This is a genomic window from uncultured Maricaulis sp. (assembly GCF_963975345.1).
Lineage (GTDB): Bacteria > Pseudomonadota > Alphaproteobacteria > Caulobacterales > Maricaulaceae > Maricaulis.
The window spans coordinates 24,167-48,767 of the sequence record NZ_CAXBGE010000005.1; the positions used below are offsets into that span (position 1 = coordinate 24,167).

General features: G+C 62.0%; 18 protein-coding genes. 12 read left to right on the forward strand and 6 right to left on the reverse strand.

Annotated features, from left to right (window positions below):
• Position 1: 1 nt before the first annotated feature.
• The 9 genes from cueR (at position 2) to AAC029_RS06515 (ending at position 13,080) form a co-directional block, all read left to right on the forward strand.
• Complete coding sequence (gene cueR, locus AAC029_RS06475) at positions 2-433, forward strand: Cu(I)-responsive transcriptional regulator (protein ID WP_339745315.1); 432 nt, start codon at positions 2-4, stop codon at positions 431-433.
• Positions 434-503: 70 nt separating this feature from the next.
• Positions 504-2,867 (forward strand): heavy metal translocating P-type ATPase, encoded by a 2,364-nt coding sequence (locus AAC029_RS06480; RefSeq protein ID WP_339745318.1) that lies wholly within the window; start codon positions 504-506, stop codon positions 2,865-2,867.
• Positions 2,868-2,907: 40 nt separating this feature from the next.
• Positions 2,908-4,884: a copper resistance system multicopper oxidase gene (locus tag AAC029_RS06485; RefSeq protein WP_339745321.1), complete on the forward strand. Its 1,977-nt coding sequence runs from the start codon at positions 2,908-2,910 to the stop codon at positions 4,882-4,884.
• Positions 4,871-5,644: a copper resistance protein B gene (locus AAC029_RS06490; RefSeq protein WP_339745324.1), complete on the forward strand. Its 774-nt coding sequence runs from the start codon at positions 4,871-4,873 to the stop codon at positions 5,642-5,644. The genes AAC029_RS06485 and AAC029_RS06490 overlap by 14 nt, the downstream gene beginning before the upstream one ends.
• A 28-nt stretch (positions 5,645-5,672) precedes the next feature.
• On the forward strand, positions 5,673-6,413 hold the full coding sequence (locus AAC029_RS06495; RefSeq protein WP_339745326.1) for a hypothetical protein: 741 nt from the start codon (positions 5,673-5,675) through the stop codon (positions 6,411-6,413).
• Between the two features lie 190 nt (positions 6,414-6,603).
• Entirely contained in the window at positions 6,604-7,806 is a 1,203-nt protein-coding gene (wecB, locus tag AAC029_RS06500; RefSeq protein WP_339745328.1) for a UDP-N-acetylglucosamine 2-epimerase (non-hydrolyzing), read from the forward strand.
• A gap of 4 nt (positions 7,807-7,810) precedes the next feature.
• Positions 7,811-10,006 (forward strand): glycosyl transferase family protein, encoded by a 2,196-nt coding sequence (locus tag AAC029_RS06505; protein ID WP_339745330.1) that lies wholly within the window; start codon positions 7,811-7,813, stop codon positions 10,004-10,006.
• Between the two features lie 18 nt (positions 10,007-10,024).
• Positions 10,025-11,737 carry a hypothetical protein gene (locus AAC029_RS06510; RefSeq protein ID WP_339745332.1) on the forward strand — a complete coding sequence of 571 codons (1,713 nt, stop codon included), beginning with the start codon at positions 10,025-10,027 and terminating at the stop codon, positions 11,735-11,737.
• Between the two features lie 89 nt (positions 11,738-11,826).
• Positions 11,827-13,080, forward strand: a complete 1,254-nt coding sequence (locus AAC029_RS06515) for an alpha/beta hydrolase-fold protein (RefSeq protein ID WP_339745334.1) — start codon at positions 11,827-11,829, stop codon at positions 13,078-13,080.
• A gap of 22 nt (positions 13,081-13,102) precedes the next feature.
• Here the strand turns inward: AAC029_RS06515 and AAC029_RS06520 are convergent, their stop codons facing one another.
• The 4 genes from AAC029_RS06520 to AAC029_RS06535 form a co-directional block, all read right to left on the reverse strand.
• The gene (locus AAC029_RS06520) at positions 13,103-13,774 is read right to left on the reverse strand and encodes a glutathione S-transferase (RefSeq protein ID WP_339745336.1); all 672 of its coding nucleotides are present in this window, start codon (positions 13,772-13,774) and stop codon (positions 13,103-13,105) included.
• A 71-nt stretch (positions 13,775-13,845) separates the two neighbouring features.
• Entirely contained in the window at positions 13,846-14,172 is a 327-nt protein-coding gene (locus tag AAC029_RS06525) for a hypothetical protein (RefSeq protein ID WP_339745339.1), read from the reverse strand.
• 144 nt (positions 14,173-14,316) lie between these two features.
• A complete protein-coding gene (locus AAC029_RS06530; protein ID WP_339745342.1) occupies positions 14,317-15,105 on the reverse strand; it encodes a hypothetical protein in 789 nt (262 codons plus the stop codon).
• 60 nt (positions 15,106-15,165) lie between these two features.
• Positions 15,166-16,080 carry a hypothetical protein gene (locus AAC029_RS06535; RefSeq protein WP_339745345.1) on the reverse strand — a complete coding sequence of 305 codons (915 nt, stop codon included), beginning with the start codon at positions 16,078-16,080 and terminating at the stop codon, positions 15,166-15,168.
• A 181-nt stretch (positions 16,081-16,261) separates the two neighbouring features.
• On the opposite strand from AAC029_RS06535, the gene AAC029_RS06540 reads away from it, so the two are divergent.
• Both AAC029_RS06540 and AAC029_RS06545 read left to right on the forward strand, forming a co-directional pair.
• Entirely contained in the window at positions 16,262-18,019 is a 1,758-nt protein-coding gene (locus AAC029_RS06540) for an amidase (protein ID WP_339745348.1), read from the forward strand.
• A 15-nt stretch (positions 18,020-18,034) separates the two neighbouring features.
• The gene (locus AAC029_RS06545) at positions 18,035-18,664 is read left to right on the forward strand and encodes a glutathione S-transferase (RefSeq protein ID WP_339745351.1); all 630 of its coding nucleotides are present in this window, start codon (positions 18,035-18,037) and stop codon (positions 18,662-18,664) included.
• Here the strand turns inward: AAC029_RS06545 and AAC029_RS06550 are convergent.
• Positions 18,661-19,593 carry a carbon-nitrogen hydrolase family protein gene (locus AAC029_RS06550; RefSeq protein ID WP_339745354.1) on the reverse strand — a complete coding sequence of 311 codons (933 nt, stop codon included), beginning with the start codon at positions 19,591-19,593 and terminating at the stop codon, positions 18,661-18,663. The genes AAC029_RS06545 and AAC029_RS06550 overlap by 4 nt on opposite strands.
• Positions 19,590-21,638, reverse strand: a complete 2,049-nt coding sequence (locus tag AAC029_RS06555; protein WP_339745356.1) for a S9 family peptidase — start codon at positions 21,636-21,638, stop codon at positions 19,590-19,592. The genes AAC029_RS06550 and AAC029_RS06555 overlap by 4 nt, the downstream gene beginning before the upstream one ends.
• A gap of 269 nt (positions 21,639-21,907) precedes the next feature.
• Here AAC029_RS06555 and AAC029_RS06560 point away from each other — a divergent pair, with 269 nt between their 5' ends.
• Entirely contained in the window at positions 21,908-24,427 is a 2,520-nt protein-coding gene (locus AAC029_RS06560) for a TonB-dependent receptor (RefSeq protein WP_339745359.1), read from the forward strand.
• Positions 24,428-24,601: the final 174 nt, after the last annotated feature.

Genomic DNA, 24,601 nt, shown 5'->3' on the forward strand with positions numbered 1-24,601 from the left:
GATGAACATCAAGGACGCCGCATCACTCAGCGGATTGCCGGCCAAAACGATCCGCTATTACGAGAGCATAGACCTGCTTTCGCCCTTGCGGGCCGAGAATGGCTATCGCGATTATCGCGAAGCGGATCTGCACAAGCTCGGCTTTCTGGCTCGCGCCCGGGCACTGGGTTTCTCGATCGAAGACTGTCGGCATCTGCTCTCGCTCGACAGCGATGCCTCGCGCTCCAGCAGCGAGGTCAAAGCCTTGGCCCAGCAACATATTCGCCAGATCGGCGACAAGATTTCCGAGCTGAAATCGATGCGCGCCACGCTGCAGAAACTGGCCTCCGCCTGCCATGGCGATGACATGCCCGACTGCCCGATCATGGATGAATTATCGGGACTTGCGCCGGAGATCTGTTCCGCTCCTGGTAAGGCCTTGCCGGTCGTTTGAAAATACCGCTTGACCTTCCAGCGACTGGAAGGATTACACCGGTTGTCATCACTCGAAGAAGGCACCGGTCATGACCACCCATCACCACGATAAATCTGCCGCCTGCTGCGCTGGAACTCACCCTGCGCACGGCGAAACAGCCACCGACCCGGTCTGCGGCATGACCGTGGACAAGGCTGCCGGAAAACCGCAATTCGAGCATGACAGCACCACCTATCATTTCTGCTCGACCCATTGCCACGATCGCTTCGTCGCTGATCCGCAACACTATGTCGATGGCGCACACCGACAGGCCGATTCCGACGTCCCTGCTGGCACGCAATACACCTGCCCGATGCACCCGGAAATCATCCAGACCGGGCCGGGAACTTGCCCGATTTGCGGCATGGCGTTGGAACCGATGGGCGTGCCCCAAGGCGATGAAGGTCCCAATCCGGAACTGGTCGATTTCCGTCGTCGCTTCTTCTGGGGCAGCCTGCTGACCGTTCCGCTGGTCCTGCTCTCGATGGGACCGTTCGTCGGACTCAGCTTTGCGCGCGACTTTTTCGGCGAGGCCACGGCCTTGTGGCTCGAGCTGGTATTGGCAACGCCGGTCATCCTGTGGGCTGGCTGGCCGTTCATGGTACGCGCAGTGCAATCGGTGCGCACGGGCCATCTCAACATGTTCACCCTGATCGGGATGGGCGTCAGCGCGGCCTATATTTACAGCCTGATCGCCGTGGTGTTCCCGACAATCTTCCCGGCGGAGTTCCGCGATGCGGGCGGCCATGTCGCGGTCTATTTCGAGGCGGGTGCGGTGATCACCGTGCTGGTACTGCTGGGCCAAATCCTGGAGCTGAGTGCGCGTGAACGCACCGGATCCGCGATCCGCGCCTTGCTCGATCTGGCGCCAAAGACGGCGCGAATCATCCGCGAAGACGGCAGCGAGGAAGAAGTTGCGCTCGAAAGCGTCATGGTCGGCGATCGCTTGCGGGTTCGCCCCGGTGAAAAACTCCCGGTCGATGGGTTGGTCATCTCGGGTAATTCCTCCGTCGATGAATCCATGCTCACCGGCGAAGCTCTGCCGGTTGAAAAGGTGGAAGGCGACAGCGTCACCGGTGCCACGATCAACGGCTCGGGCGGCCTGGTGGTCGAGGCGCGCCGCGTCGGGGCCGACAGTGTGCTCAGCCAGATCGTGGAAATGGTCGCCAAGGCCCAGCGCAGCCGCGCCCCGATCCAGAAATTCGCCGATATTGTTGCTGGCTGGTTCGTCCCGGTCGTGATCGTCATCGCCGCCCTTGCCTTCATCGGCTGGTCGTTATGGGCCCCGCCGCCAGCAATGGCGCATGCGCTTATCGCTGCCGTCTCGGTGCTGATCATTGCCTGTCCCTGTGCGCTGGGGCTGGCGACGCCAATGTCGATCATGACCGCCGCCGGGCGTGGTGCCCAGGCGGGCGTCTTGATCCGCGACGCCGAGGCGCTGGAGCGCTTCGAGAAAGTCGACACACTACTGGTCGACAAGACAGGCACGCTGACGATGGGCAAGCCCAAACTGGTCGGTGTGCAAAGCGGGTCCGGTCATTCCGATGACGGGGTGCTGGGTTTTGCCGCTGCGCTCGAGCGTGGTTCGGAGCACCCGCTCGCCGAGGCGATCCTGAAAGGGGCGGAGGCCAAGGGGCTGAGCCTGCAGCCGGTCGAGGACTTCCAGTCGGTCACAGGCAAGGGCATTACCGGCCGTGTGGACGGACATGCTCTGGCTTTGGGCAATATGGCGCTGATGAGCGATCTCGGGGTTGACCCGGCCGCCCTTGTGGCCGCCGCCGATGCGCGCCGCGATAACGGTGAGACGGTTATGTTCTTGGCCGTCGACGGCGTCTGCGCCGGTTTCATCGGCGTTGCCGATCCGATCAAGGAGACGACACAGGCCGCCTTGAAGGATTTGGCCGCTGCCGGCATCCATGTCATCATGGCGACCGGTGATAATGAGCGCACGGCGAAAGCCGTCGCGGCGCAACTCGGCATCGAGGACTTCCATGCTGGGGTCCTGCCAGCCGACAAGGCAAAGCTGATCGAAGATCTCCAGGCTGCCGGCCATCGCGTCGCCATGGCTGGTGACGGGGTCAATGACGCTCCCGCACTGGCGCGGTCCGATGTCGGGATCGCGATGGGCACCGGAGCCGATGTTGCGATCGAAAGTGCCGGGATTACCCTGGTCAAGGGCGACCTCACCGGCATCGTTCGCGCTCGCCATTTGGCGAAAGCGACGATGCGCAACATCCGGCAGAATCTGTTTTTCGCGATGGTGTATAATGCGGCCGGGGTGCCTGTTGCAGCAGGCGTTCTCTACCCCTTCCTCGGCATTTTGATCTCGCCGATGTTTGCAGCCGCAGCGATGAGCCTGTCTTCGGTCTCGGTGATTTCCAACGCCCTGCGTCTGCGCAGCGTCAAGCTTTGAATTCGGAATGAAAATGGACTCTGTTCAAAAGGTGACTCAGATGGATCGTCGTGAATTTCTCAACACCACCCTCGCTGTGGGCGGTTATGCGGCAGCGTCGTCGCTGTTGCCAGCTTGGGCGCAGAGCGCGGCGCCGCTGACCAGCGCCGGCCTACCCGCGCTCTCGGGGACGCGCTTTGACCTCAATGTCGGCCGTACGCCGGTGATGATTGATGGTCGTCGCAGCCGGGCGATAACAATCAATGGGCATTTGCCGGCGCCGGTGCTGCGTTGGCGCGAGGGTGACGACATCACACTCAACGTTACCAATGGCCTCACTGAGGACAGCTCCATTCACTGGCACGGTATTCTGCTGCCCTTCCAGATGGATGGCGTGCCGGGCGTGGCCTTTCCAGGTATCGCGCCGGGCGAGACCTTCCAGTATCGCTTCCCGGTCAAGCAGTCGGGCACGTATTGGTATCACTCCCATTCCGGCCTGCAGGAGCAGATGGGCCATTACGGGCCGATCATTATCGATCCGGCTGGCGAAGACCCGATCCAGTATGACCGCGAATATGTGCTGATGCTCGGTGACTGGACCTTCGAGGGCGCTCACGCGGTCTTCAATCGGCTGAAACAGGTCTCCGACGTCTACAATTTCCAGCGCCGCACCGTGCAGGACTTCTGGCGCGATGCGCGCAGCGAAGGCCTCGATCAGGCAATTGCCCAACGGACGATGTGGGCCCAAATGCGGATGAACATGACCGATATCGCCGATGTCACCGGCGCCGCCTACACCTATCTCATCAATGGGCATGGACCTGAGGACAACTGGACTGGCCTGTTCCGTCCCGGCGAGCGGGTCCGGTTGCGCATCATCAACTCCTCCGCGATGACAATCTTCAATCTGCGTATCCCTGGCCTGCCGATGACCGTGGTTGAGGCCGATGGGCTGCCCGTCCAGCCGGTCGAGACTGACGAGTTTCAGATCGGTGTTGCGGAAACCTATGACGTGATCGTTGAGCCCGGCGATCAAGCCTACACCATCATGGCTGAGAGCATCGACCGCGGAGGTTTTGTCCGCGCCACGCTGGCACCGCGCGCCGGCATGCAGGCGGCCGTGCCGCCCTTGCGCGAACGACCTCTGCTGAGCATGCGCGATATGGGCATGGATCATAGTGCCATGGGCGGTATGGCGGGGATGGATCATTCCGCCATGGGCGGCGATGGCGCGCCGATGGATCACGCTGCCATGGGAGACGGCACGCCCGCACCGGCACCGGCGATGGACCACGCCGCCATGGGCCACGCCATGCCGGCGCCGGCACCGGCGATGGATCACGCCGCCATGGGCCACGCCATGCCGATGCCCGCACCGGCGATGGACCATGCGGCGATGGGGCATGAAATGCCGATGCCGGCTCCAGCTCCGGCGATGGATCACGCCGCCATGGGGCATGGCGCCGCGCCTGTGATGGCCGCGACCGGTCCGCAACGCCATGACCACCCGGCAGGTCCCGGTGTGGCGGCGATCCCGGCGATGGTCTCGAACCGGCTCGGCGAGCGCGGGATCGGTCTGGCCGAGGTGCCGCACCGCGTACTGGTCTACACCCAACTCAAAAGCCTGGAGCCCAATCCGGACCAGCGCCCGGCTGGGCGCGAGGTGGAAGTGCATCTGACCTCAAATATGGAGCGGTATATGTGGTCCTTTGACGGGGTCGGCTTTTCCGCACTCGTCGAGCCGATTGTCTTTCATCACAATGAGCGCGTCCGCCTGACCCTGGTCAATGACACGATGATGCCGCATCCAATCCATTTGCACGGCATGTTTTTCGACCTCGTCAATGGCGAGACTTCCAACAAGCCGCGCAAACACACCATCGTCGTGAAACCCGCCGAGCGTCTCTCCGTTGATATCAATGCGGATGCGCTGGGGGAGTGGGCCTTTCACTGCCATCTGCTGTTCCATATGGAAGCCGGCATGTTTCAAGTCGTCTCGGTTCGCCCGGACAATGGAGACTATAATGATCAGATCTAATATTCTGGCCGCAAGCTTGCTCGCCTTGGTGATCCTTCCTGCCGCCGAGGCCCGTCAGGGTAATCCGGTCGATGCCGACCCGGCGCGCATGGCTGCCGCGCGCCAGCGCGTGCTCGACAATATGAGCTCGGTGCACTCAATGATGCGGTTCGACCGGTTTGAGCATCTTAGCGGTGGGGCTGACGATGTTTTGCTCTGGGACGCCCAGGGCTGGGTTGGCGGAGATGAGCGCAAATTCTGGGTCAAGACCCAGGGCGAGTATTCCTTCGACGCGGCGCGGCTTGATACCGCCGAGATTCAGGCCCTCTACAGTCGTGCCATTGCGCCGTTTTTCGACCTGCAAATGGGCGTGCGCCATGATTTTGGAGCCGGTCCGTCGACCAGCTATGGCGTGCTTGGGGTGCAGGGGTTGGCACCATATTGGTTCGAGGTGAATGCCGCCGCTTTCGTTAGCGATGCTGGCGACCTGACGGCGCGGATCGACGCCGATTACGAGTTGTTGTTGACACAGCGCCTCATCCTGCAGCCGCGCGCCGAGCTGCAATTCGCCGCAGGCGATGTCACCGAACAGGGTCTGGGGTCCGGCTTGACGGCAACGGAAGTCGGCCTGCGGCTGCGCTACGAAATTCGCCGCGAATTTGCACCCTATATCGGGGTTGAGTGGCATGATTTGCAGGGGGGTACAGCCGATTTCGCCCGGCTGCGGGGCGATTCGACCAGTGATCGAGTGATTGCCGCAGGCATCCGTTTCTGGTTTTAGTTTCGGCTAAAGTCAAAAAGGGGCTCTCATGACCGCAGTTTTGCGTTGGACCGCACGGATCCATAAATGGCTGGCGCTGTTCGTCGGCATTCAGATTGTGATCTGGGTGACGGGCGGGGTGGTGATGAGCCTGCTCGATATCGATTTCGTGCATGGCGATCAGAACGTGGCGCCGGTTCAGATCGTCGAACTCGATCTTGCCGACCTGATTACTCCGGCTGTCGCCGCCGAAGCGGCGGCACTCCCCGATGTCGTCAAGACTGTCGAATTGATGCCCTGGGCCGGACGTGCGGTGTACCAGGTCGCCGATTATGCCGGCGCCAGTCATTTGATCGACGCTCATACCGGTGAGAGCCTGACGCCAATCTCCGAGGCGACGGCGATTGCACTGGCCGAGCAATTCCATCTCGGCGATCTGCCGGCGCGTTCGGCGGAATATGTTGAGGCCTTCACGACGGAATACCGTGGTGCGGAACTGCCGGCCTGGCGTGTCGATTTTGACGATGCAGACGGCACCAGCCTGTATTACGGCGCCAATTCCGGCATGCTCACCAGCCGGCGCAATGATGTCTGGCGCATCTATGACTTCTTCTGGATGCTCCACATCATGGGCTATCAGGACCGCGATAATTTCAACACGATCTGGCTCCAGGGCTTTGCCCTGTTTAGCTTGGTTACCGTGTTTGCGGGCCTGCTGCTCTTGTTTATCAAGATGCGGCGCAGCCTGCTCATGGCGCTCAAGCAAGAGCAGGCGAAGCGGCGAACATGAACGCCCGATGACCGGTCTCGCCCCGCCTTGGCCCCATGCCGGACGAAATAACCTTAATTGATCCTTAAATCGCCGTAAGGCGGCGCGCTTTCGACCCCAGTCCTGAACGACAAAGGACCTGTTCCCGGACAACCGGGGATGAGAACGGCGCTTCACCCATCGGAGCGCCAGGGCAGCTGGGGCTGGGGTCATGAAAGTTTCAATCGTTGCGGGCACGCGGCCGGAAGTCATCAAATTGGCGCCTGTTCGCGCCGCACTCCTGAAGACGGCCAATCTGGCGCCCGAATGGATCGCCACCGGGCAGCATGGGTCCTTGGCCGACCAAGCGATGCATGTTTTCGGTATCTCGCCTGACGCCCGGCTTGATCTGGACTGGAATGGCAAAGCACTGACCAGTCTGACGAGCGCGCTGATCCGCGATCTCGGCGAGCAGTTCGCGGCCAGCCGCCCGGACTTCGTCCTCGTGCAAGGCGACACCGCTTCGGCCTTTTCCGGTGCGATGGCGGCCTTTCTCAATGATATTCCTGTCGGCCATGTCGAAGCCGGCTTGCGCTCGGGCGATATGCGTCACCCCTTCCCCGAAGAGGGGTTTCGCAAACTGATTTCGCCAATTGCCGATCTGCACTTCGCGCCAACCCGAGCGGCCGCCAAACATCTCGCCGATGAAAATATCTCAAGCAGCAAGATCCGGATGACCGGCAATACGGTGATCGATGCGGTTCAATTGGTCGGCTCGATGGAGATTCGACCTCAGGCGCTCGACCGTCTGCTGCCCCATGAACGCCTGGTGCTGGTGACCCTCCACCGGCGCGAGAATTGGGATGGCGGTGTCTCCGGCGTCTGCACGGCGGTCAAGCTGCTGCGTGATCGCTATCCCGATCTGCGCTTTGTCATTCCGGTTCACCTCAATCCGCGCGTTCGCGGTCCAATCGAAGCACTGTTGGGCAATCAGGACCGCATCGAGCTGGTCGAACCCTTGGCCTATCCCGCCTTTGTCGCCGTGATGAAGCGCGCCCACCTGATCCTGTCCGATAGCGGCGGCGTGCAGGAAGAGGCGCCGAGCTTCGGCGTTCCCGTCCTGGTGCTGCGCGACAAGACCGAGCGCGGCGAAGCGGTCAAGGCTGGTGTCGCCCGGCTGGTCGGATCGCGCACCGAGACCATCCTCGCCCATGCACGCCAATTGCTCGACAATCCGCGTGCTTGGCGCCGCATGTCACGCGCCACCAACCCGTTTGGCGATGGCCATGCGGGTCGCCGCATTGCCCAGCTGGTCTCCGGCTTCCTCGGTGCCGGGAGCAAACCGCAAGCGCCGCAATCCAGGGCTCCGCTTGATAGCTTGCAGCCGGTCGCCCAGCCGGTGCAGGACGCGAGACGCATCAAGGTCGGAGCTTGATGGCATGGAGGGCTGGGGCGAAATATTAGCGGCAATCCAGACTTTCGGCGCGGGCGCCTGGCTGTCGATTATGGACTGGGCGATGGGGCTGGACGGCGCCACGATAGCCCGCATCTACTGGACCGGTCTGAGCTGGGCGACGATCTATGCCGCCATCGCGATCTTCATCTCCTCGACCGATGACGCTTTTCTCGACCTGTATTTCTGGGTGCTGCAGGGTCAGCGCGTCCTGACGCGGCCCTTCCGCTTTGTGCCCAGCACCAAGACGATCATGGAAGCGCCAGAAAAGCGTTTCGCCATTATGGTGCCGGCCTGGCAGGAGAGCGATGTCATCGCGCGCATGCTGATGAATACGCTCAGCTCGCTGGAATACGGCAATTACGATATTTTCGTTGGCTGCTACCCGAATGATCCCGACACAATCGCCGAAGTCGACCGCATCGCACGCCAGCACAAACAGGTCGTGCGCGCCATGGTTGGTCATCCCGGACCGACTTCGAAGGCTGATTGTCTCAACTGGATGATCCAGAACATCTTTGCCCACGAAAAGAAGGTCGGCGTGCATTACGACGCCTTCGCGATGCAGGATTCCGAAGACGTCATCCACCCGCTCTCCTTCAAAGTGGTCAATGCCTATCTCGACCGCTCCGACATGGTGCAATTGCCGGTGCTGTCGATGCCGCGCAAATGGAATGAACTGATCCCGTGTCATTACATGGACGAGTTTGCCGAATGGCATGGCAAGGATCTGATCGCCCGCTCGGCGATGACGCGGCTGGTGCCCTCGGCCGGTGTCGCGACGTCGTTCTCGCGCTGGTGTATCGAGCTATTGTGCCAGGAGCGCGACAACCAGCCCTTCAATACCGATAGCCTGACGGAAGACTATGATGTCGGTCACCGCCTGTTCCAAGCGGGTCTGAAATCCGAATTTGTGCGCTTTTGGGCCAAGGTTCCGGTGGGTGAAATCAAGCGCCGCCATGGCAGTGGAATGCGCACGCTTTACCGCCGCGAGCTGGTTGGGACGCGGGAATATTTCCCCGACAGCCTGTCGGTTTCGGTGAAACAGAAATCGCGCTGGATGCTGGGGATTTCCTATCTCGGCTGGAAGCAGCTGGGCTGGATCGGCCCGTTTTCACACCGCTATTTCCTGTATCGCGATCGCAAGGCGATTTGGACCGCGCCGACCGGGATGCTGGCCTATGCCATCGTCTTCCAGTGGGCGCTCTACTGGATCGTCACCAAGCTGGTGCCCTCGGTCGGGACTTTGCCGCCGCTGATCGACCCGCATAGCTGGGTCTGGACGCTGGTGATGATCAACTTCCTGTTCCTGATCAATCGTGTGGTTCATCGCGTCATCTTCACCGCCTCGGCGCACGGGCTGAAACACGCCATCCTGTCGCCCGTTCGGATGGTGGTTGGCAATTATGTCGGCTTTCTCGCCTCAATGCGGGCAGCACGCCGTTTCGTGGTCCATATGGTGACCGGTGAGCGCATCACCTGGGACAAGACGATGCACGCCTATCCCTCGATGGCGGAGATCAGCGGCCAGGGCAATACGCTCGGCGATGCGCTCAAATTCTACGGCATCGTCAATGACGCCACCCTGGTCGCCGCCGAAGCCGAGGCCGCAGCCAAAGGCCTGGGACTGGCGAGGGTGCTGGTCAAGGCCGGTCATGCGACCGAGGAGGAAATTGCCACCGCCTGGAGCGAGATCTCGCGCTATCCGGTCGAGGCTTTTGATCCGCTGCAGATCGCCGACGAGGCCCGTGATGCGATCCGTCTCGACCTGGCCCGCAAATTCTCGGTATTCCCGCTCAACATCTCGCGCACCGGCCTCAAATTGGCGCTCATCGAACCGCTTGGTGCCGAAGCTGAAGCAGAACTCAGGGCGGCGATCAAACCGGCGATCGAGTTTGTGATCGCACCTGCGAGCGATGTCGCTTTCGGTCTGCGTTTCGCCTGGGATCGGGCACCGCTGGAGCCGGATCTTCGCGCGGCCCGCATTCTCAAGCGGCTCGGCCTAGCCGATGACGACCAGATAGCCGCCATCTGGATGGGGATTCGCCGCGTCAGCGCGGCGGGCGAGGCCCCGTTTGATTTCATCAGAATCGCCCGGGAATCGGGCATAGTGTCGGATGCGGGTTGGAAAATCCTCACCGACAGCCAACCGGAACTCGCTTCCGGCGCTCCGGCGCCCTGAGCGGAAAGGAAGCCTGTCATGTCTGCTACAGCAAAACCCAAAGGCCGCGGCCGCTTTACCCGTGTCGCGATGTTGCTCGGCGCTTCGGCGGCGGCCATTGGCTGGGTGACGACGGCGGGTGCCGATCTGACCGCCGAAGAGATCGCCGCCGCGCGTGACCGGGCTTTCGAGCTCAATGCGCAGGGGCGGTGCAGCGAGGCGATGCCGATCTGGGAAGAGCTCGGCTCGGTGCTCGGCCGCGCCAGCGATTATCTCGACGCGGCCAATTGCGCCATCGAGGCCGGCGATAGCGCGCGAGCCGTCAGCGATTTGTGGGAGGTGGTGCGCCGGCGCGCCCAGCTCGATACCGAGGGGCAGCTTTTCGCGCTGCGATCACTGGGCTATCAGGCCGAAGCGCAGGGCGATTGGGACCGCTCTCTGATCGGTTGGGACTATGCCGCCCAGATCAGCGATGCACCTTCCGACAAATTGCAGGCCGCCCGGGCATCCCGACTCAGTGGCCGCACCAGCGATGCCCAGGCGCGTCTGTGGCAGGTCCGACCGGGTGAGTTTGAAGGTGCCCAGCTGGCGCAATATTATGACGAACAGGCCCAGGTGCTGCGCGAGAGCCAGCCGGAGATGGCGGCGCAATACATGGCGCGCGCCATCGCCATCGATGATCAGGGTTGGCGCCGGTTTGACCATGGCCTGATGCTGCAAGCGGCCCATCAGCCGCGCGCCGCGATCAGCGAATTCCGCGCCGTTTTGGCCCAGAACCCCGCCAATACCGATGTCCGTCTCTCGCTCGCCTATGCCCTGCGCGGGATTGGCGAAAATGCCGAGGCAGCTCGACAATTCGGACAAGTCATCGCGCTGCAGCCCGGCAATGCCGGGATTCGTGAAGATCAGGCCTATGCCTATAAGGATGCCGGTCAGGAATCCGAGGCCGCTGCGGCCTTCAGCGGTGTGATTGATCTGCTGCAGGCGCAGGGCGGCGATGAAGCTCATCTCTACCGTGTCCGCCGCGAAGTCACCGAGCTGGAACGCCGCACCTCCGGCTTTGCCTATACCAGCTATCGCAATGAGGGCGTCAGCCTGTCGGGCGGTTTGCAGGACAGCGCCAGTTCCTCCTCACTCGGCGCCGAATTTACATGGCGTCCCGATGCGCTCTACGAAAACGGCACCGGCATCACCGCCTTCGCTCGCGGCTATGCCAATATGGAGCCGGGCACATTCAGCCTCGACACCGACACCGCCCAGCTCGGGATCGGCGCCCGCTGGAAGCCGTTCCAGGCGGTCGATTTCAACCTGTCGGGCGAACGCCTCGTCGCGCTGGGGGATAATGCCCGCGATGACTGGATGCTGCGCGCCAGCTATGGCTGGACCAATGGCTATGATTGGCGGCCGGATGCCGCGAGCTGGAATTACACCAGTGTCTATGCCGATCTCGCCTATATCCCCGGCGACAACGAATATTTCGGCGCCTATGCGCAAGTGCGCCAGGGCCGCCGTTTCCGCACCGCCGAGGGCTGGACCGTCACGCCCTATGTCACCGCCGTCGCCCAGTATTCCGACGACCAATATGGCAGCCAAGATCGGTTCGAAGCCGGGCCGGGCATCTCGGTTTCACACTGGTTCGACGGCGATGACCACCACGCTTATCGCCGCCGCGTCGATTTCGACGTGGAGTATCTGTACGACGTCGAAAGCGGCGGCGATGCCTTGGTGGCCCGGATGGTGTTCAGCTTTTAGCGGTAATTCGCTTATTCTAGGGCAATAAAGCTTCAGGTTGTTTTTGACCGAAGCCGATGCCAAGCTCGCGTCTTTGCTGGAGACGTCGGATGAAGCGAGTGGCAGCGGTTATGATGGCGGCGTCCCTGTGCGCGTGCGCGGACGTCCCGGAGACGTCTGAAGTCGCACCGGAGGCGGCTACACTCAGTCTCAATAACGTCCACGATTGCAGTGAGCTCGATGCATTTGACCCCGGCGATGACGCCGATCTGGTGCTCCGTCTGGAAATTGCGCAAATGCTTTGCCAGTTGCCGGCTCCAGACCTCGACCCGGCGGCTGTCGCAGCCGCTCTGGGTGAGCGGAACTTTGCCGTTCTGACAGGACCGTCGACCCTGACCCTGGTTGCGCGTTCCGACGCGGAGTCAGTTGGGGCGTGGCCGGATGTTCGCGCCAATCTGGAGCGGATCGGCGATAGCGATCTCTGGGCGGCGCAATTCCGGGCAAGCGAAATCGACTCGGCGATCCTGATGTTCATACCGCCTGGTTTGACCGGCCCTTCATTCTCCAACGACGACCTCGTTTTCTGGCGCGGATCGGCGGCCCCCGACGCGCCCACCTTGAAACCGGATATCGCCGGGCAGGTGATTGATCGCGAAGTGTGGAGCGATGCCCTGCAGGAAACCCGGCGCGTCGAAGTCTACCTCCCCGAAGGTCACCACGAGGGCGGCGCCTACCCGGCGGTGTTTCTGGCTGATGGGGCGGTCGTTGCCTATTACGCGCGTATCGTCGAGCCGATGATCGATGCGGGCCTGATCCCGCCCATTGTGCTGGTCGGCGCGCTTTCGGGCGCGGGCGGCATTGTCGAGGACCGGTCCGGCTCGGACGTGGACTGGCGCAATGCCGACTATTTGCAGGGCTTCTACGCGGAGGAAGACCGGTTTTCGCAACATATGGACTTCTTTGCCAATGAGCTGACGCGCTATGCCGAGCAGGAGTTCTCGGTGTCGATCGACCGGCGTGACAGGATTGTGCAAGGTCATTCCAGCGGCGGCGCCTTTGCCCTTTCGGCGGGCCTCCTGCACCCGGAAGTCTTCGCAACCGCCTGGCCCAGCTCGCCGGGCTGGCGGCCTCTCAGAGAGATCGGTCCGGCCGACGAGGCCTCGGCCAGCTTTAGCTTTTCAGCGGGCTATTACGAGGCGAGTTTCCAGTACTCGTCCCGGGTTTCAGCGCGGACGCTGGCGGAGCACGGCTATCAGGTGCGCGAAACCTATCGGCCTGGCGGTCATGGTTCCGGGCTGCCGACGGCGATGCTGGTGCAAGACCTCACCGAGCTTTTCGCTGACAGGGGTCGCGCACCGGAGTGACACCCGGCCCCTCCTGTCCAGACTAGCCCCCAATAATCCCATACTCGCCGCCACGCTCCAGCGCACGCTGATAGGCAGGGCGGGCATGGATGCGGTCGACATAGGCCTGGATCTTGACCTGTGACTTGTCCAGTCCACCGCGTGCGGCGGCGGCTTCGAGCGGGAAGCTCATCTGGATGTCGGCGCCGCTGAACATGTCACCGGCAAACCATTCATGCGCGGTCAGCTCGGCCTCGATATAGGCGAAGAGTTTGACCAGCTCGGGGCCGATGAAGCGCTCCTCGACGCGGCCGGCGATCTGTTTGGCAATCGGTTTGACGAAGAAGGGCGCCGGCGCGGCCTTGATCTGGTTCATCAGCAATTTCATCAACAGGGGCGGCATCAGCGAGCCCTCGGAGAAATGCAGCCAGTAGACATAGCGCCGATAGGCTTCGCTCCCGGCTTCAGGCTTGAGGGCGGGGCCATAGGTGTCGACCAGGTATTCGACGATGGCACCGGATTCAGCGACGGTCACATCGCCATCTGTGATGACGGGCGATTTGCCGAGCGGGTGAATGGCGGTGAGATCCGCGGGGGCTCGCATGGTGGCGGGATCGCGCATGTATTTCTTGATCTCGTATTCGAGACCGAGTTCCTCGAGCAGCCACAAAATGCGCTGCGAGCGTGAATTGTTGAGATGGTGGACAGTAATCATCGGGCAGCCCCTGGCGTTTAACGAAACCAGTGAGAGGCAATACGCCAGCTGGTTTCAAACGCAACAGGCAGCTAGTCGAATTGCTCGGCATCACCCGTATTCACGGGCGCATTCCAGCCCTGCAGCACCATGGCGGTGTCGAGACCGCATTTCTGCAGACGCAGCCGCAGGTCGCGCGCCAGCGAGGGATCGCCATCGGCAAGGTCGGTGAGGGTAAATTCGGTCAACCGCGCGACATGGCCAACATGGGTGTGGCCGTGATCTGCAAGGGTGAAGGCGAGTTCGACCAGATGCGGCGACCGGGCACAAAAGCTCAAAATATCCTCGTCGAGAACCGGATTATTCAGCTCGCGCGACCATATCCAGTCGGCATCGTGCAAGAGGGCGGGTGCGGCCATGGAAACCTCTACCAGTTGCGTGTCGATGGCATGATGCCACAATATACAGTGGGTTCGATTGTGCTGGCGCGATACGCATAAGCTATGAGTGGCCGTGCTGGCTTGTGGAAAACCCGCTCGCACTGCCTGTGTTGAACGGAAGGTCTAAAGCTCGTGCCAGCTGGCTTGGACGCCGAGCATGGCGAAGACATCGTCCCAATACTGCATCAGTGCGCCATGCTGTTCGGCTTCCCAATTGCCACGCGGGATCAGCCGGATATCGAGCCGGACGCCGCGCAGGCTGTCGCCATAGGTTTCGCGAATCGCATCGGCGACGACTTCAGGCTCCGGAACGCGGTCGGCCAGATTGCCCAGCCGGCGGCGATAGACGGTGAAAACGGCCGAATTTTGCAGCATGTCCGACACCAGCACGATATTGCGTCCCGGCACGGTGCGGTCGAAACCGGGGTCCTGGCCGAGCCGGGCGAGGGCTTCGATAATCGGGCTGTTGGGCGCGTCCTTGGGCAGGACGAGGTCGGCGAGGGCGCGATCAAGCGGCTCGGCGAACAGGGCATCATAGCGCGCCTGCACCCGGTCGGGATTGCGGTAGAGCGGATTGACCTGCTCGCCAGCGCCCGGATTGCACAGCGAGAAGCTGTTGGTATTGCGCAGTTGCCCGCTCTCATTGAGCTCGTAGAGCGAGAGGCGTTCGCCGACGGCGAGTTGGTCGCGCTGGTTGAGGATCAAGGCCTCGATAGCGGCGGCCTGCTGCGGCGAATACAGATCCGTCTTGTCGATCACCACCACGCGGTGCGGCGGCACCGTGCCAGCCAGACACAGCGTCTGGCTGTCATAGACGGGTGGCTTCAGGATGAAGGCGGCATAGCTGATTGCGGCCAAAACGGCGAACACAATCAGTAGATTGAACATTCCAAGTGCGTCGCGTCCGGTCATGGCCCCCTCCGTCGCATATCTGCGCTATGGCCCAGCCCCGGACCATTCATAATTGGCAGCCTACTGCCTGTTGCTCGGTCCCGCCAGATCGCGACAGATTTCATCGAGCAAATCCTTGGCATCGACAAGTTTTTCCAATTCGTGCTCGCTCAGCTTCTTGGCATCTTTCCAGCCAGACTCAAGCGCTTTCTCGAGCGCAGCCGATGCTGTTTCGAGCCGGCGGGTCACACCACCATAGCCAGGGATGGCATCGTCGAAGGTGCGGCCCTTGAAGGCGGCGATGACGGCAAAGGTCACGCCAAGTACCAGCAAAAGCAGGGCTTCCAGCGTCTCGATCCCGAACGGGTCGGCGAGAGCGGCGCTGACCGGAGCCAGAACCAGACCGGTGACATCGCTCGCGCCCATGGCCAGCGTTGCCGCGTTGAGCTCAAGCAGATCGCGGAAATGGGCCGCCGTCAGATTGAGCAGGCCGAGCGCAATGACGGCAATGATGGTGCCGATGGCGGCCGGCACGGCCAGCCACAGCTTGTGCGGGTTGGACATGTGACGCAGGCCGAGAAAGCCGATCAGGAAAAAGGCCGCGATCACATTGGTGAAGGAGACGGTGATGGCTTGCAGCCAACCACCGAGCAGGCCGAGATCAGAACCGGTCGAGAAGAAATACGCATTCGCCAAGCCTTCGAACAGCACCAGCGAGGCGAGCACGGAAAAGTGCAGGATATGGGAGGTCGGATAGATCGCGGCGCGGTCAATCGGCTTGACGGTCGTCTCGGCACCGAGTTCAGGATCCTCAACGGCGCCGCCCCAGGTGCGGCGAAATTTCAGCAGGTCTTGATGGCGCGCGCTCGCCAGAGCAAGCGTACGGCCGAGTTGAATCATTTCCGACGGTGCGCGGACATCGCGGAAATTCGCGAGATCCGACGGCAGTTCGGTCAATCCCCGCAAGCCGGGATCCGTTTGATTGTCTAAGGGCATGGCCTCCCCTCCATTATGTCGCGCCGGTTCGACGCTGACCCTAGGGTTAATTGTGAATTGTGGCAGCGAATTGGGCATATCCCGGCGATTTGTGGATCAATTGAGGCAAGTCCGCCGCATGGCTCTTGCCCGAACCGGCAATAGGCAGCAGATTTGGGGGTCCAAAACAGGGGGAAGAGCTTTGGCCAATACACTCGCTTCGCGGCGCGATCTCTTGATGGGGAGCGCGCTCGTCGCTGTCGCCGCCGGATTTCCGGCAGCGTCGGCTGCCCGCCAATCTGTGAGCACTCCCGATTCCCCGGTAGCGCCCGAGACATCGCCGGCCGCAATCTCGGCAGACAATGTGCGCGCCGCCGAACGCCTGCTCGCGGTTGAATACACCGATGCCGAGCGGCAGCAGCTGGTGATCGAAATCGATGACTGGCTCGAACGGGTGACACGCCTGCGCACGGCGGACCTGCCCAATGGGCTGGCTCCCGCCTGCGTTTTCGATCCGCGCCTGCCCGGGCAAGCCTATCGCGAGCAGAGTGAGGGGTTGCGCCGATCGGACGCCAGCGCGGGCGGCCTGCCTGCCGACGCGGTGTCGATCGCCTATGCGCCGGTCTGGAAACTCTCGAAATGGATCGCCAGCGGGGCACTGAGTTCGCGCCGCCTGACCGATATCTACCTGGACCGAATCGCCCGGCATGCACCCACCTTGGAATGCTTCATCACCGTGACACCCGAGATCGCTCGTAGTCAGGCTGATCAATGCGACCGCGAAACCGCTGCTGGCCAATCACGCGGCCCGTTGCATGGCATTCCCTACGGCATGAAGGATATCATCGATGTCGCCGGCGTGCGCGCCACTTGGGGCGCGACGCCCTGGCGTGACCGCGTTGCCGAGAACGATGCGCACGTGACGACCCTCCTGCGTGAGGCTGGGGCCGTCCTGCTCGGCAAGACAACCAATGGTGCGCTGGCCTATGGTGAGCGCTGGTTTGGCGGCATCACGCGCAATCCGTGGAATATCCAGGAGGGCTCGTCGGGATCCAGCGCGGGCTCGGCCTCGGCGACTGCGGCAGGCTTGGTCGGATTCAGTATCGGTACCGAAACCCTCGGCTCGATTGTCTCGCCCTCGAACCGCTGCGGCGCGACCGGATTGCGTCCGACCTTCGGCCGCGTTTCGCGGTCTGGCGCGATGGCGCTGTGCTGGTCGCTCGACAAGATTGGCGCCATCGCCCGCGGTGTCGAGGATACCGCCTTCGTGCTGGCGGCGATCAATGGCGAGGATGCGGCCGATCCGGGCTCGATCCCGATGGGGTTTGATTGCGATGCCGGTGCCAGCGTGCGTGGCATGCGCGTCGGCTGGAACCCGGCCTGGTTCGAGGGCGGCAGCGATGCCGACCGCGCCGCACTACAGGCCGCCCGTGACGCCGGCGTCGAACTGGTCGAGATCAGCCTGCCCGATTTACCCTATGACGCCCTGTTTTCAGTCGTTGAAGCCGAATCGGCGGCGGCGTTCGAACAGCTGACCTTGAGTGGACAGGATGACAGTCTGGTCTGGCAGGAGCCCGATGCTTGGCCGAATACTTGGCGTCGGGCGCGTTTCATCTCGGCGGTTGATTTCATCAATGTCGACCGCTTCCGGCGCCAGGTGATGGCAGTGATGCACGAGGTGTTCGAGGGGCTCGATGCAGTGATCGCACCGAATTTCGCCGCATCCCTGCTCGTCATCACCAATTTCACCGGCCATCCGCAACTGGCTTTCAGATCAGGATTTGCCGAGCGGCCAACGCGGGGCAGTTTCGGCGACGGCTCCGATACGTCTATGCACCGGGTGCCGCAGACGACGAGCCTGTGGGCACCGCTGTTCGAGGAAGGCCGGATCATCGCGCTGGGGCGCGAACTGGAGGCGCGACTTGCGGTCTCCGGTGAGCGGCCACCGAATTTTAGCTAAAGAACGGAAATTCCGATGAAATTCTACGACTGCAAGACGGCACCCAGTCCGCGACGCTCGCGCATCTTCATCGCCGAGAAGGGGCTCGAGATCGAAACGGTGCAAGTTGATCTCGGCGCCAAAGCCCAGTTCGAGGCGCCCTTCCGCTCGATCAATCCGCGTTGCACGGTGCCGGCGCTGGCGCTCGATGACGGTACGGTGTTGTGCGACAACGCCTCGATCGCGCGTTATCTGGAGGAAATCTGCCCGGAGCCGTCTTTGCTGGGCCGTGATCCGGTGGAAAAGGCCCTGGTCGCCGAATGGCTGGCACGGGTCGAGTGGGACGGCTTCATGGGTGCCGCTGAAGCCCTGCGCAACACGTCGGAATTCTTCAAAGGCGCCGCGATTCCCGGGCCGGATCAGTATGAACAAATCCCGGCCCTGGCCCAGCGAGGCCGCAAGCGGGCAGAAGCTTTCTTCACCGTCATGGACCGGCGATTGGGCGAGGCGAATTACCTGGCGGGCGATGGTTTCAGTGCCGCCGATATCGCGGGTTATGTCTTCGTCGATTTCGCCGCTTGGGTGAAGCTCAAGCCTGCACCGGAACTGGTGCATCTGGCCAATTGGCGCGAGGCGATTTCCAAGCGTCCGAGCGTGTCTGCCTAATCAGATTTGGGTGGGTAGATGGTCTGGCCATGCAGTTTGAGCTCGAACAGGTCCGGCCGGGCGTAATGGCCGGCCGGATCGCAGGCCAGCTTGGCCTTGCGCACTTCGGCCAGATCCGCCTCGGCGATCAGGATGGTTTCGCCCTCGGCAGGCCCGGCAATCACTTCACCACGCGGATCGATGATGAAGCTCTGGCCGGTATGCTCGAATGTATTCAGGGATTTGAAGCGTTCGGGCACGTGCGCGTCGAGGCGCAGCCCGGCGGCAGCGATGACATAGGCACCCGCCTGGCTGGCGAAGGCGCGCGACAGCAGAAGCTGGCGCGACCAGACCGGATTGCTGGGCGCATTGGCCGGTTCATGGCCCGGCCAGGCGGCGACATGGATCTGTGTGCCCTGGGAAATCAGGGCAAAGCCGGGCAGCACGATATTGTGCTCCCAGCAATTGAGCCCTGACAGACGGCCATATTCACGTGCGTAGACCTGCAGACCCTGCGCGTCGCCATCGGCCCAGATCGAGCGCTCGTGATGGGTTGGCTTGAGCTTGCGGTGGCGGCCGAGAATGGTGCCCTCGCGACTGATGAACACCAGGCTGGCATAGATGCTGCCGCGCGTTGCCGGATCGAGTTCGGCAATGCCGATCACCACATCAATGCCGGCAGCCCTGGCTGCAGCGCACAATGCGTCGGTTTCCGGGCCCGGCAGAGTGATGGCGTTCTCGAGATAAAGGGCGGCGGCTTCCCACCAGAGATCGCCGACTGGTGCTTCGATGAAGAAGGGGTAGCCGGGCAGCCAGGTTTCGCCGAAGGCCGCAACCGTGGCACCCAGACGCCCAGCTTCGGCGATCAGGCCACAGGCCTTCTCAACCGACGCCGCCTTGTCGAACTGGACCGGGGCAGCCTGGATGGCAGCGAGCCGGAGTGCGGTCATTCCACGCCTGCCTCCCTGGCGGGATCATAGGTGTCGAACCAGCGCAGGATTTCGGCCGTCTTGCCCAACAACCGGCTCGGCCTTGAATTTGCTATGCCGTGAAAGGCGTCGGGGATGATCACCAGACGTGAGGGGACACCGCGCAGGCGCAGGGCGGAGTAATATTGCTCGGCCTCGGCGCGCGGGGTGCGGACATCGGCGCCGCCGACCATCACCAGAGTCGGGGTTGAGACATTCCCAACCCGGGAAAGCGGCGACCGGCGCCAATACTCCATCGGGTCCTCCCACGGCGCGCTGGCGAACCAGTAGCGATAGAAGAATTGCGGCAGATCGGAGTAGAGCACGAAGCTCGCCCAGTTGATGACCGGCTTGACGACGGCGGCGGCGGCAAAGCGATCCGTCGAGCCGATGATCCACGCGGTCAGTGTGCCGCCGCCGGAGCCGCCGGTGACGAACAGGCGATCAGGGTCGACGAAGCCGCGCGAGACCATCATCTCCACGCCGCCGATCAGATCGTCATAGTCTTGGCCGGGATAGGCATGGTGGATCAGATTGGCGAATTCATAGCCATAGCTCGTTGAGCCGCGTGGATTGGCGTAGAGCACGACATAGCCGGCTGCGGCCATCAATTGCAGTTCACCGGAGAAGACCGGTCCATAGGCGGCGAAGGGGCCACCATGGATTTCGAGGATCATCGGATACTGCACCTGCGGATCGAAGCCGGGCGGATACAGCACCCAGCCCTCGATCTCGCGCCCGTCGGCCGGAGAATTCCAGTGTACGGTTTCGGCATCCGACAGCGTGCGGTCGGCGAGCAGGTCGGCATTGAGACGTGTCAGATTGTGCAGGGATTCGCCTGCGGCGGCGGTTGCCACATCGGACGGGCGTTGCGCCGTACTGACGGTCGCTGCGATACGGCCGTCGCGTGAAACGGTAAACGTGCCGCCCGCATAGGGCCGGCTGAGGGTCTCGGGGCCGAGGCCCGTGGCGAGGCGTTCGATGTGACCGCCCAGGTCGATTGAGGCGATCACCGTTTGGCCTTGGTCTTCAAACTGGACGTAGAGCGCGTCGCCAGCGGTATTCCACTGCGGATTGGAGACCGAGCGGTCGAGCGAGGCGGAAAGGGCGTGTGGTGCACTACCATCAGCATTGGCGACATAGAGCAGCACGTTGTCATAGCCCATGCGATGGTCGTCATAGCCGAGATAGGCAAGCAAGCTCCCATCGGGCGAGGGGCGTGGCGCGAGGTCGGGGCCTTCGCGGTCGGTCAGGGCCGTCAGGCTGGAATCGGTAAGAGCCAGCCGGTAAATTTCCGGATCGGGCGCCAACGTTTCGCTGTTCTCGCGGCGGTCGGAGGAGAACAGGATCGCATCGCCGTCAACCGACCAGACGAAATCGCTGCTGGCACCAAGCGGATCGGTGGTGAGTTGCACCGGCGTGCCACCGGTCGCATCGACGACGAATATTTGCTGACGGCCAAGTGGCAGGTCACCGACGCCGTCGAAGCGGAAGACGAGCCGGTCTTCGACCATAGCGCTGGCGGCCCATTCCATATCGGCCTCGCGCGGCGGCAGGGCAGCGGCTTGAACGCGCTGCTCGCCGACAAAGCCGGCCCAGGCCAGCCGCGTTCCGTCAGGCGACCAGGCCAAACCGGAGACGCCGCCACGAACACGAGCAATCTCGACATCGCTGCCGGTGGTCTGCGCATGAACATAGATGCCAATATATTCGCCATCGGCCTGCAGGTAGGCGAGCGCTTGGCTGTCGGGCGACCAGCGCGGCGTACGTCCCTCATTGCCACCATTGCCGAGCGGCCGGTGGTCGCTGCCATCGCTCGCGATCAGCCAGATATGGGATTGGGTCTGATCGGTGGCGATGTCATTGCTGCGACGGACATAGGCGATCATGCGGCCGTCCGGCGATATCTGCGGGTCTGAGGCCGCCTCAAGGGCAAAGATGTCGCGAGGCTGAAGCGGGGTCTCCGACTGGGCCAGCGCACTGCTCGAACTGGCGATGGCCAGCATTATCCAGAAAATCTTGAACACAAATCACCCCCGCAACAGATATCCCACGCATCAGACCCGGTTTTTCCACGCAGGCCAAGATGTAATCCGACCCGGGCGCATGTGACCGCCAGGCCACACTCCGGGGAAATTCGAGTTTCCGGTACGATTTCGGATCGGTATCGGCGATTGGGTCCGTTTTTTCGCTTCACCTGAAGCGCGATATCACGCAATGTTTGGGCAGGACGCGCAAAGCGGCCATTGAAAACGGCTGGCGGAAAATCGCCGGTGCTCGGGAGGGAGCTAAAGTAATGTCATCGACCCAGAAAACGATCCTGTTCGCTGCAGTCTCAATTTTTGCGCTGACCAGTGCGCAGGCTATGGCGCAGGAAAGCCGCAGCGTGGACGTGATTACTGTCACCGCGCAGAAGCGCGAACAGGGCATCCAGGATGTGCCCGTTGCGGTTACCGCTTACAATGAAGAGCTGCTGCTGAATGCTGGCGTTCACGATCTCAAGGATTTGGCGATCATTTCGCCCGGCCTCAACGTCACCTCAACTTCGAACGAATTTGTGACGACCGCACGGATTCGTGGCATTGGTACGGTTGGCGACAATCCCGGTCTGGAATCCTCTGTTGGTATCGTCATTGACGGTGTGCCACGGGCCCGCAACGGCGTTGGCTTCAACGATCTGGGTGAACTCGAGCGCATCGAAGTGCTGCGTGGACCACAGGGCACGCTGTTCGGCGCCAACACCACGGCGGGCATCATCAATGTCGTCACCAAGCGGCCGGAATATGATTTCAGTTCCCACATCCAGCTCGACTATATCGGCGGTGAAGCCTCGGGTTGGGGTGTGTCCGGTGGCATGACCGGTGCGCTTGATGACAGCATGGCGCTGCGCCTGTATGGCGGTATCCGCGAGCGGGACGGCTACCAGAGCGTCCAGACCTTTGGCGGCCCACGCACCGAGACCGAGGACGGCGATCAGGACTTCTACACCTTCCGCGGCCAGCTGCTGATTGATTTCACCGAAAATGTAAACCTTCTGCTGACTGGTGACCTCACCAAGCGTGAAGAGAATTGTTGCGGTGCCCCGAGCATCGTCTCCGGCCCGACAGCGGCAGCGATCAATGCGCTCGTGCCAGGTGGCCGGCCAATGCCGGGTAGCGAGGATCCGTTCAGCCGGGTCATCCAGTCCAATCGCGGCACGGGTCAGAACATCATCGATCATGGATATAGTGGTGAGTTGAACTGGCAGTTCGATAATTTCGACATGACGGCGATCCTGTCCGACCGGACCTATAATCTGAATTCCGGCCAGGACACCGATTTCACGGGTGCCGATATCGTCTTCCGTGATGCTGGCAACAACGCCTTCGATTTCGGCAATACGACCTTCGAGCTACGCTTCTCGGGCTCCAGCGAGAATTTCGACTGGATGGTCGGTTCCTACTATTCCAGCGAAGACCTGGTCCGCACAGACGCGATCCAGATGGGCTCCGACTTCTCGGCCTATCTCGGCTTGCTGGGTGGCAATCCCGGCCTGGTCAATTTGCTCGCCAACGGTCTCGGTGGCGCCTTCATTCCCGGCTATGTCCCACTCGCTCCGGGCGCCGGTGCGCCACTGGGGGGCGGCAATCCGCTCGGCGATACCTTCACCCAGGACGGCACGAGCTTTAGCCTCTTTACGCACAATACCTGGCACCTCACCGATTCGACGGATCTGACATTCGGTCTGCGTCACACGAGGACAGAGAAGACTGCGAACTTCGACTTTGCTGACAGCAATGTTCCGGCTTGTGATGTCTGGGAAGCGGTGTTTGGTGATGCACTCGATTTTTCGACTCCTCTGAGCCAGGCGATCCTGGGCGGGTTCTCACTCGGCTCGGGCGTGCCGGTCGCCAGTCTCGTGCAGTTCGGAACCTTCACCTGTCTGCCGTTCTCGCGCGACGTTTTCTCGCGAATCGACAACACGCAGTCGCTTGAGGAGAACGAATTCTCCGGCCTGCTTTCGCTGTCGCACCGCTTCAATGACGACCTCTTGATGTATGGGACCTATTCGCACGGCTATAAGGCGGGCGGTTTCAATCTGGATCGTTTCACCCAGGCCGGTGACAGCGCTGTGAACTTCACGTCCGTGCTCGCTGACCCGACGTCCTATCCGGCGCGGTTTGATCCGGAGACCGTCGATAGCTTTGAAATCGGTATCAAGACCGAGTGGGCCAATGACACGCTGTTGGCCAACTTTTATCTGTTCAGGTCCGAATTCGACACCTATCAGCTCAATACCTTCAACGGTATCGCCTTCTTCGTGACCTCGATCGATGGCGCGTCGACCCAGGGTGCCGAGATGGAATTGTTGTGGTTGCCGGAATCGATGCCGGGCCTGACCATGCAGGGCGGTGTCACCTATGCCGATGCGACCTATAACGAATTCGCACCGACCGGCACGCCTGATGTTGATCGCCTGTCGGGCCAGAACTTCTCGCTGGCCCCGGAGTGGTATGCCTCGGGTTCCGCGACTTATAACGGCACCTTTGGGCAGGATATGACGTGGTTGGCTCATCTTGATGCGCGCTACCTCTCGGAACAGAATACCGGTTCCGATCTTGATCCAGAGAAAGTCCAGGGCGCCTATACCCTGTTCAACGCCCGGGTCGGCATCGGCTCCGCCGATGAATCCTGGTCGCTGGAATTGTGGGGCCGTAATCTGACGGACGAGAATTATATCCAGGTTGGTTTTGACGGACCCTTCCAGCCGGGTTCCTTTAACGCCTTCCTCGGTACGCCACGGACATGGGGCCTGACGCTCCGCGCCCGCCGTTAGGCCATCTACAGCCTTGTGCAGGAAGGGGCCGGGCGGCATCGCCCGGCCCTTTCTTTTGCGAGTGTTGCGGTGCCACAGCGCGGTATGTTCAAGCCTTGCATTGTGCGCAAGCTGCACAATCTGTAATCATGGCCTGGCTTTGGGGTGCCTGCCCTGAATTGGCCGCGATACCAT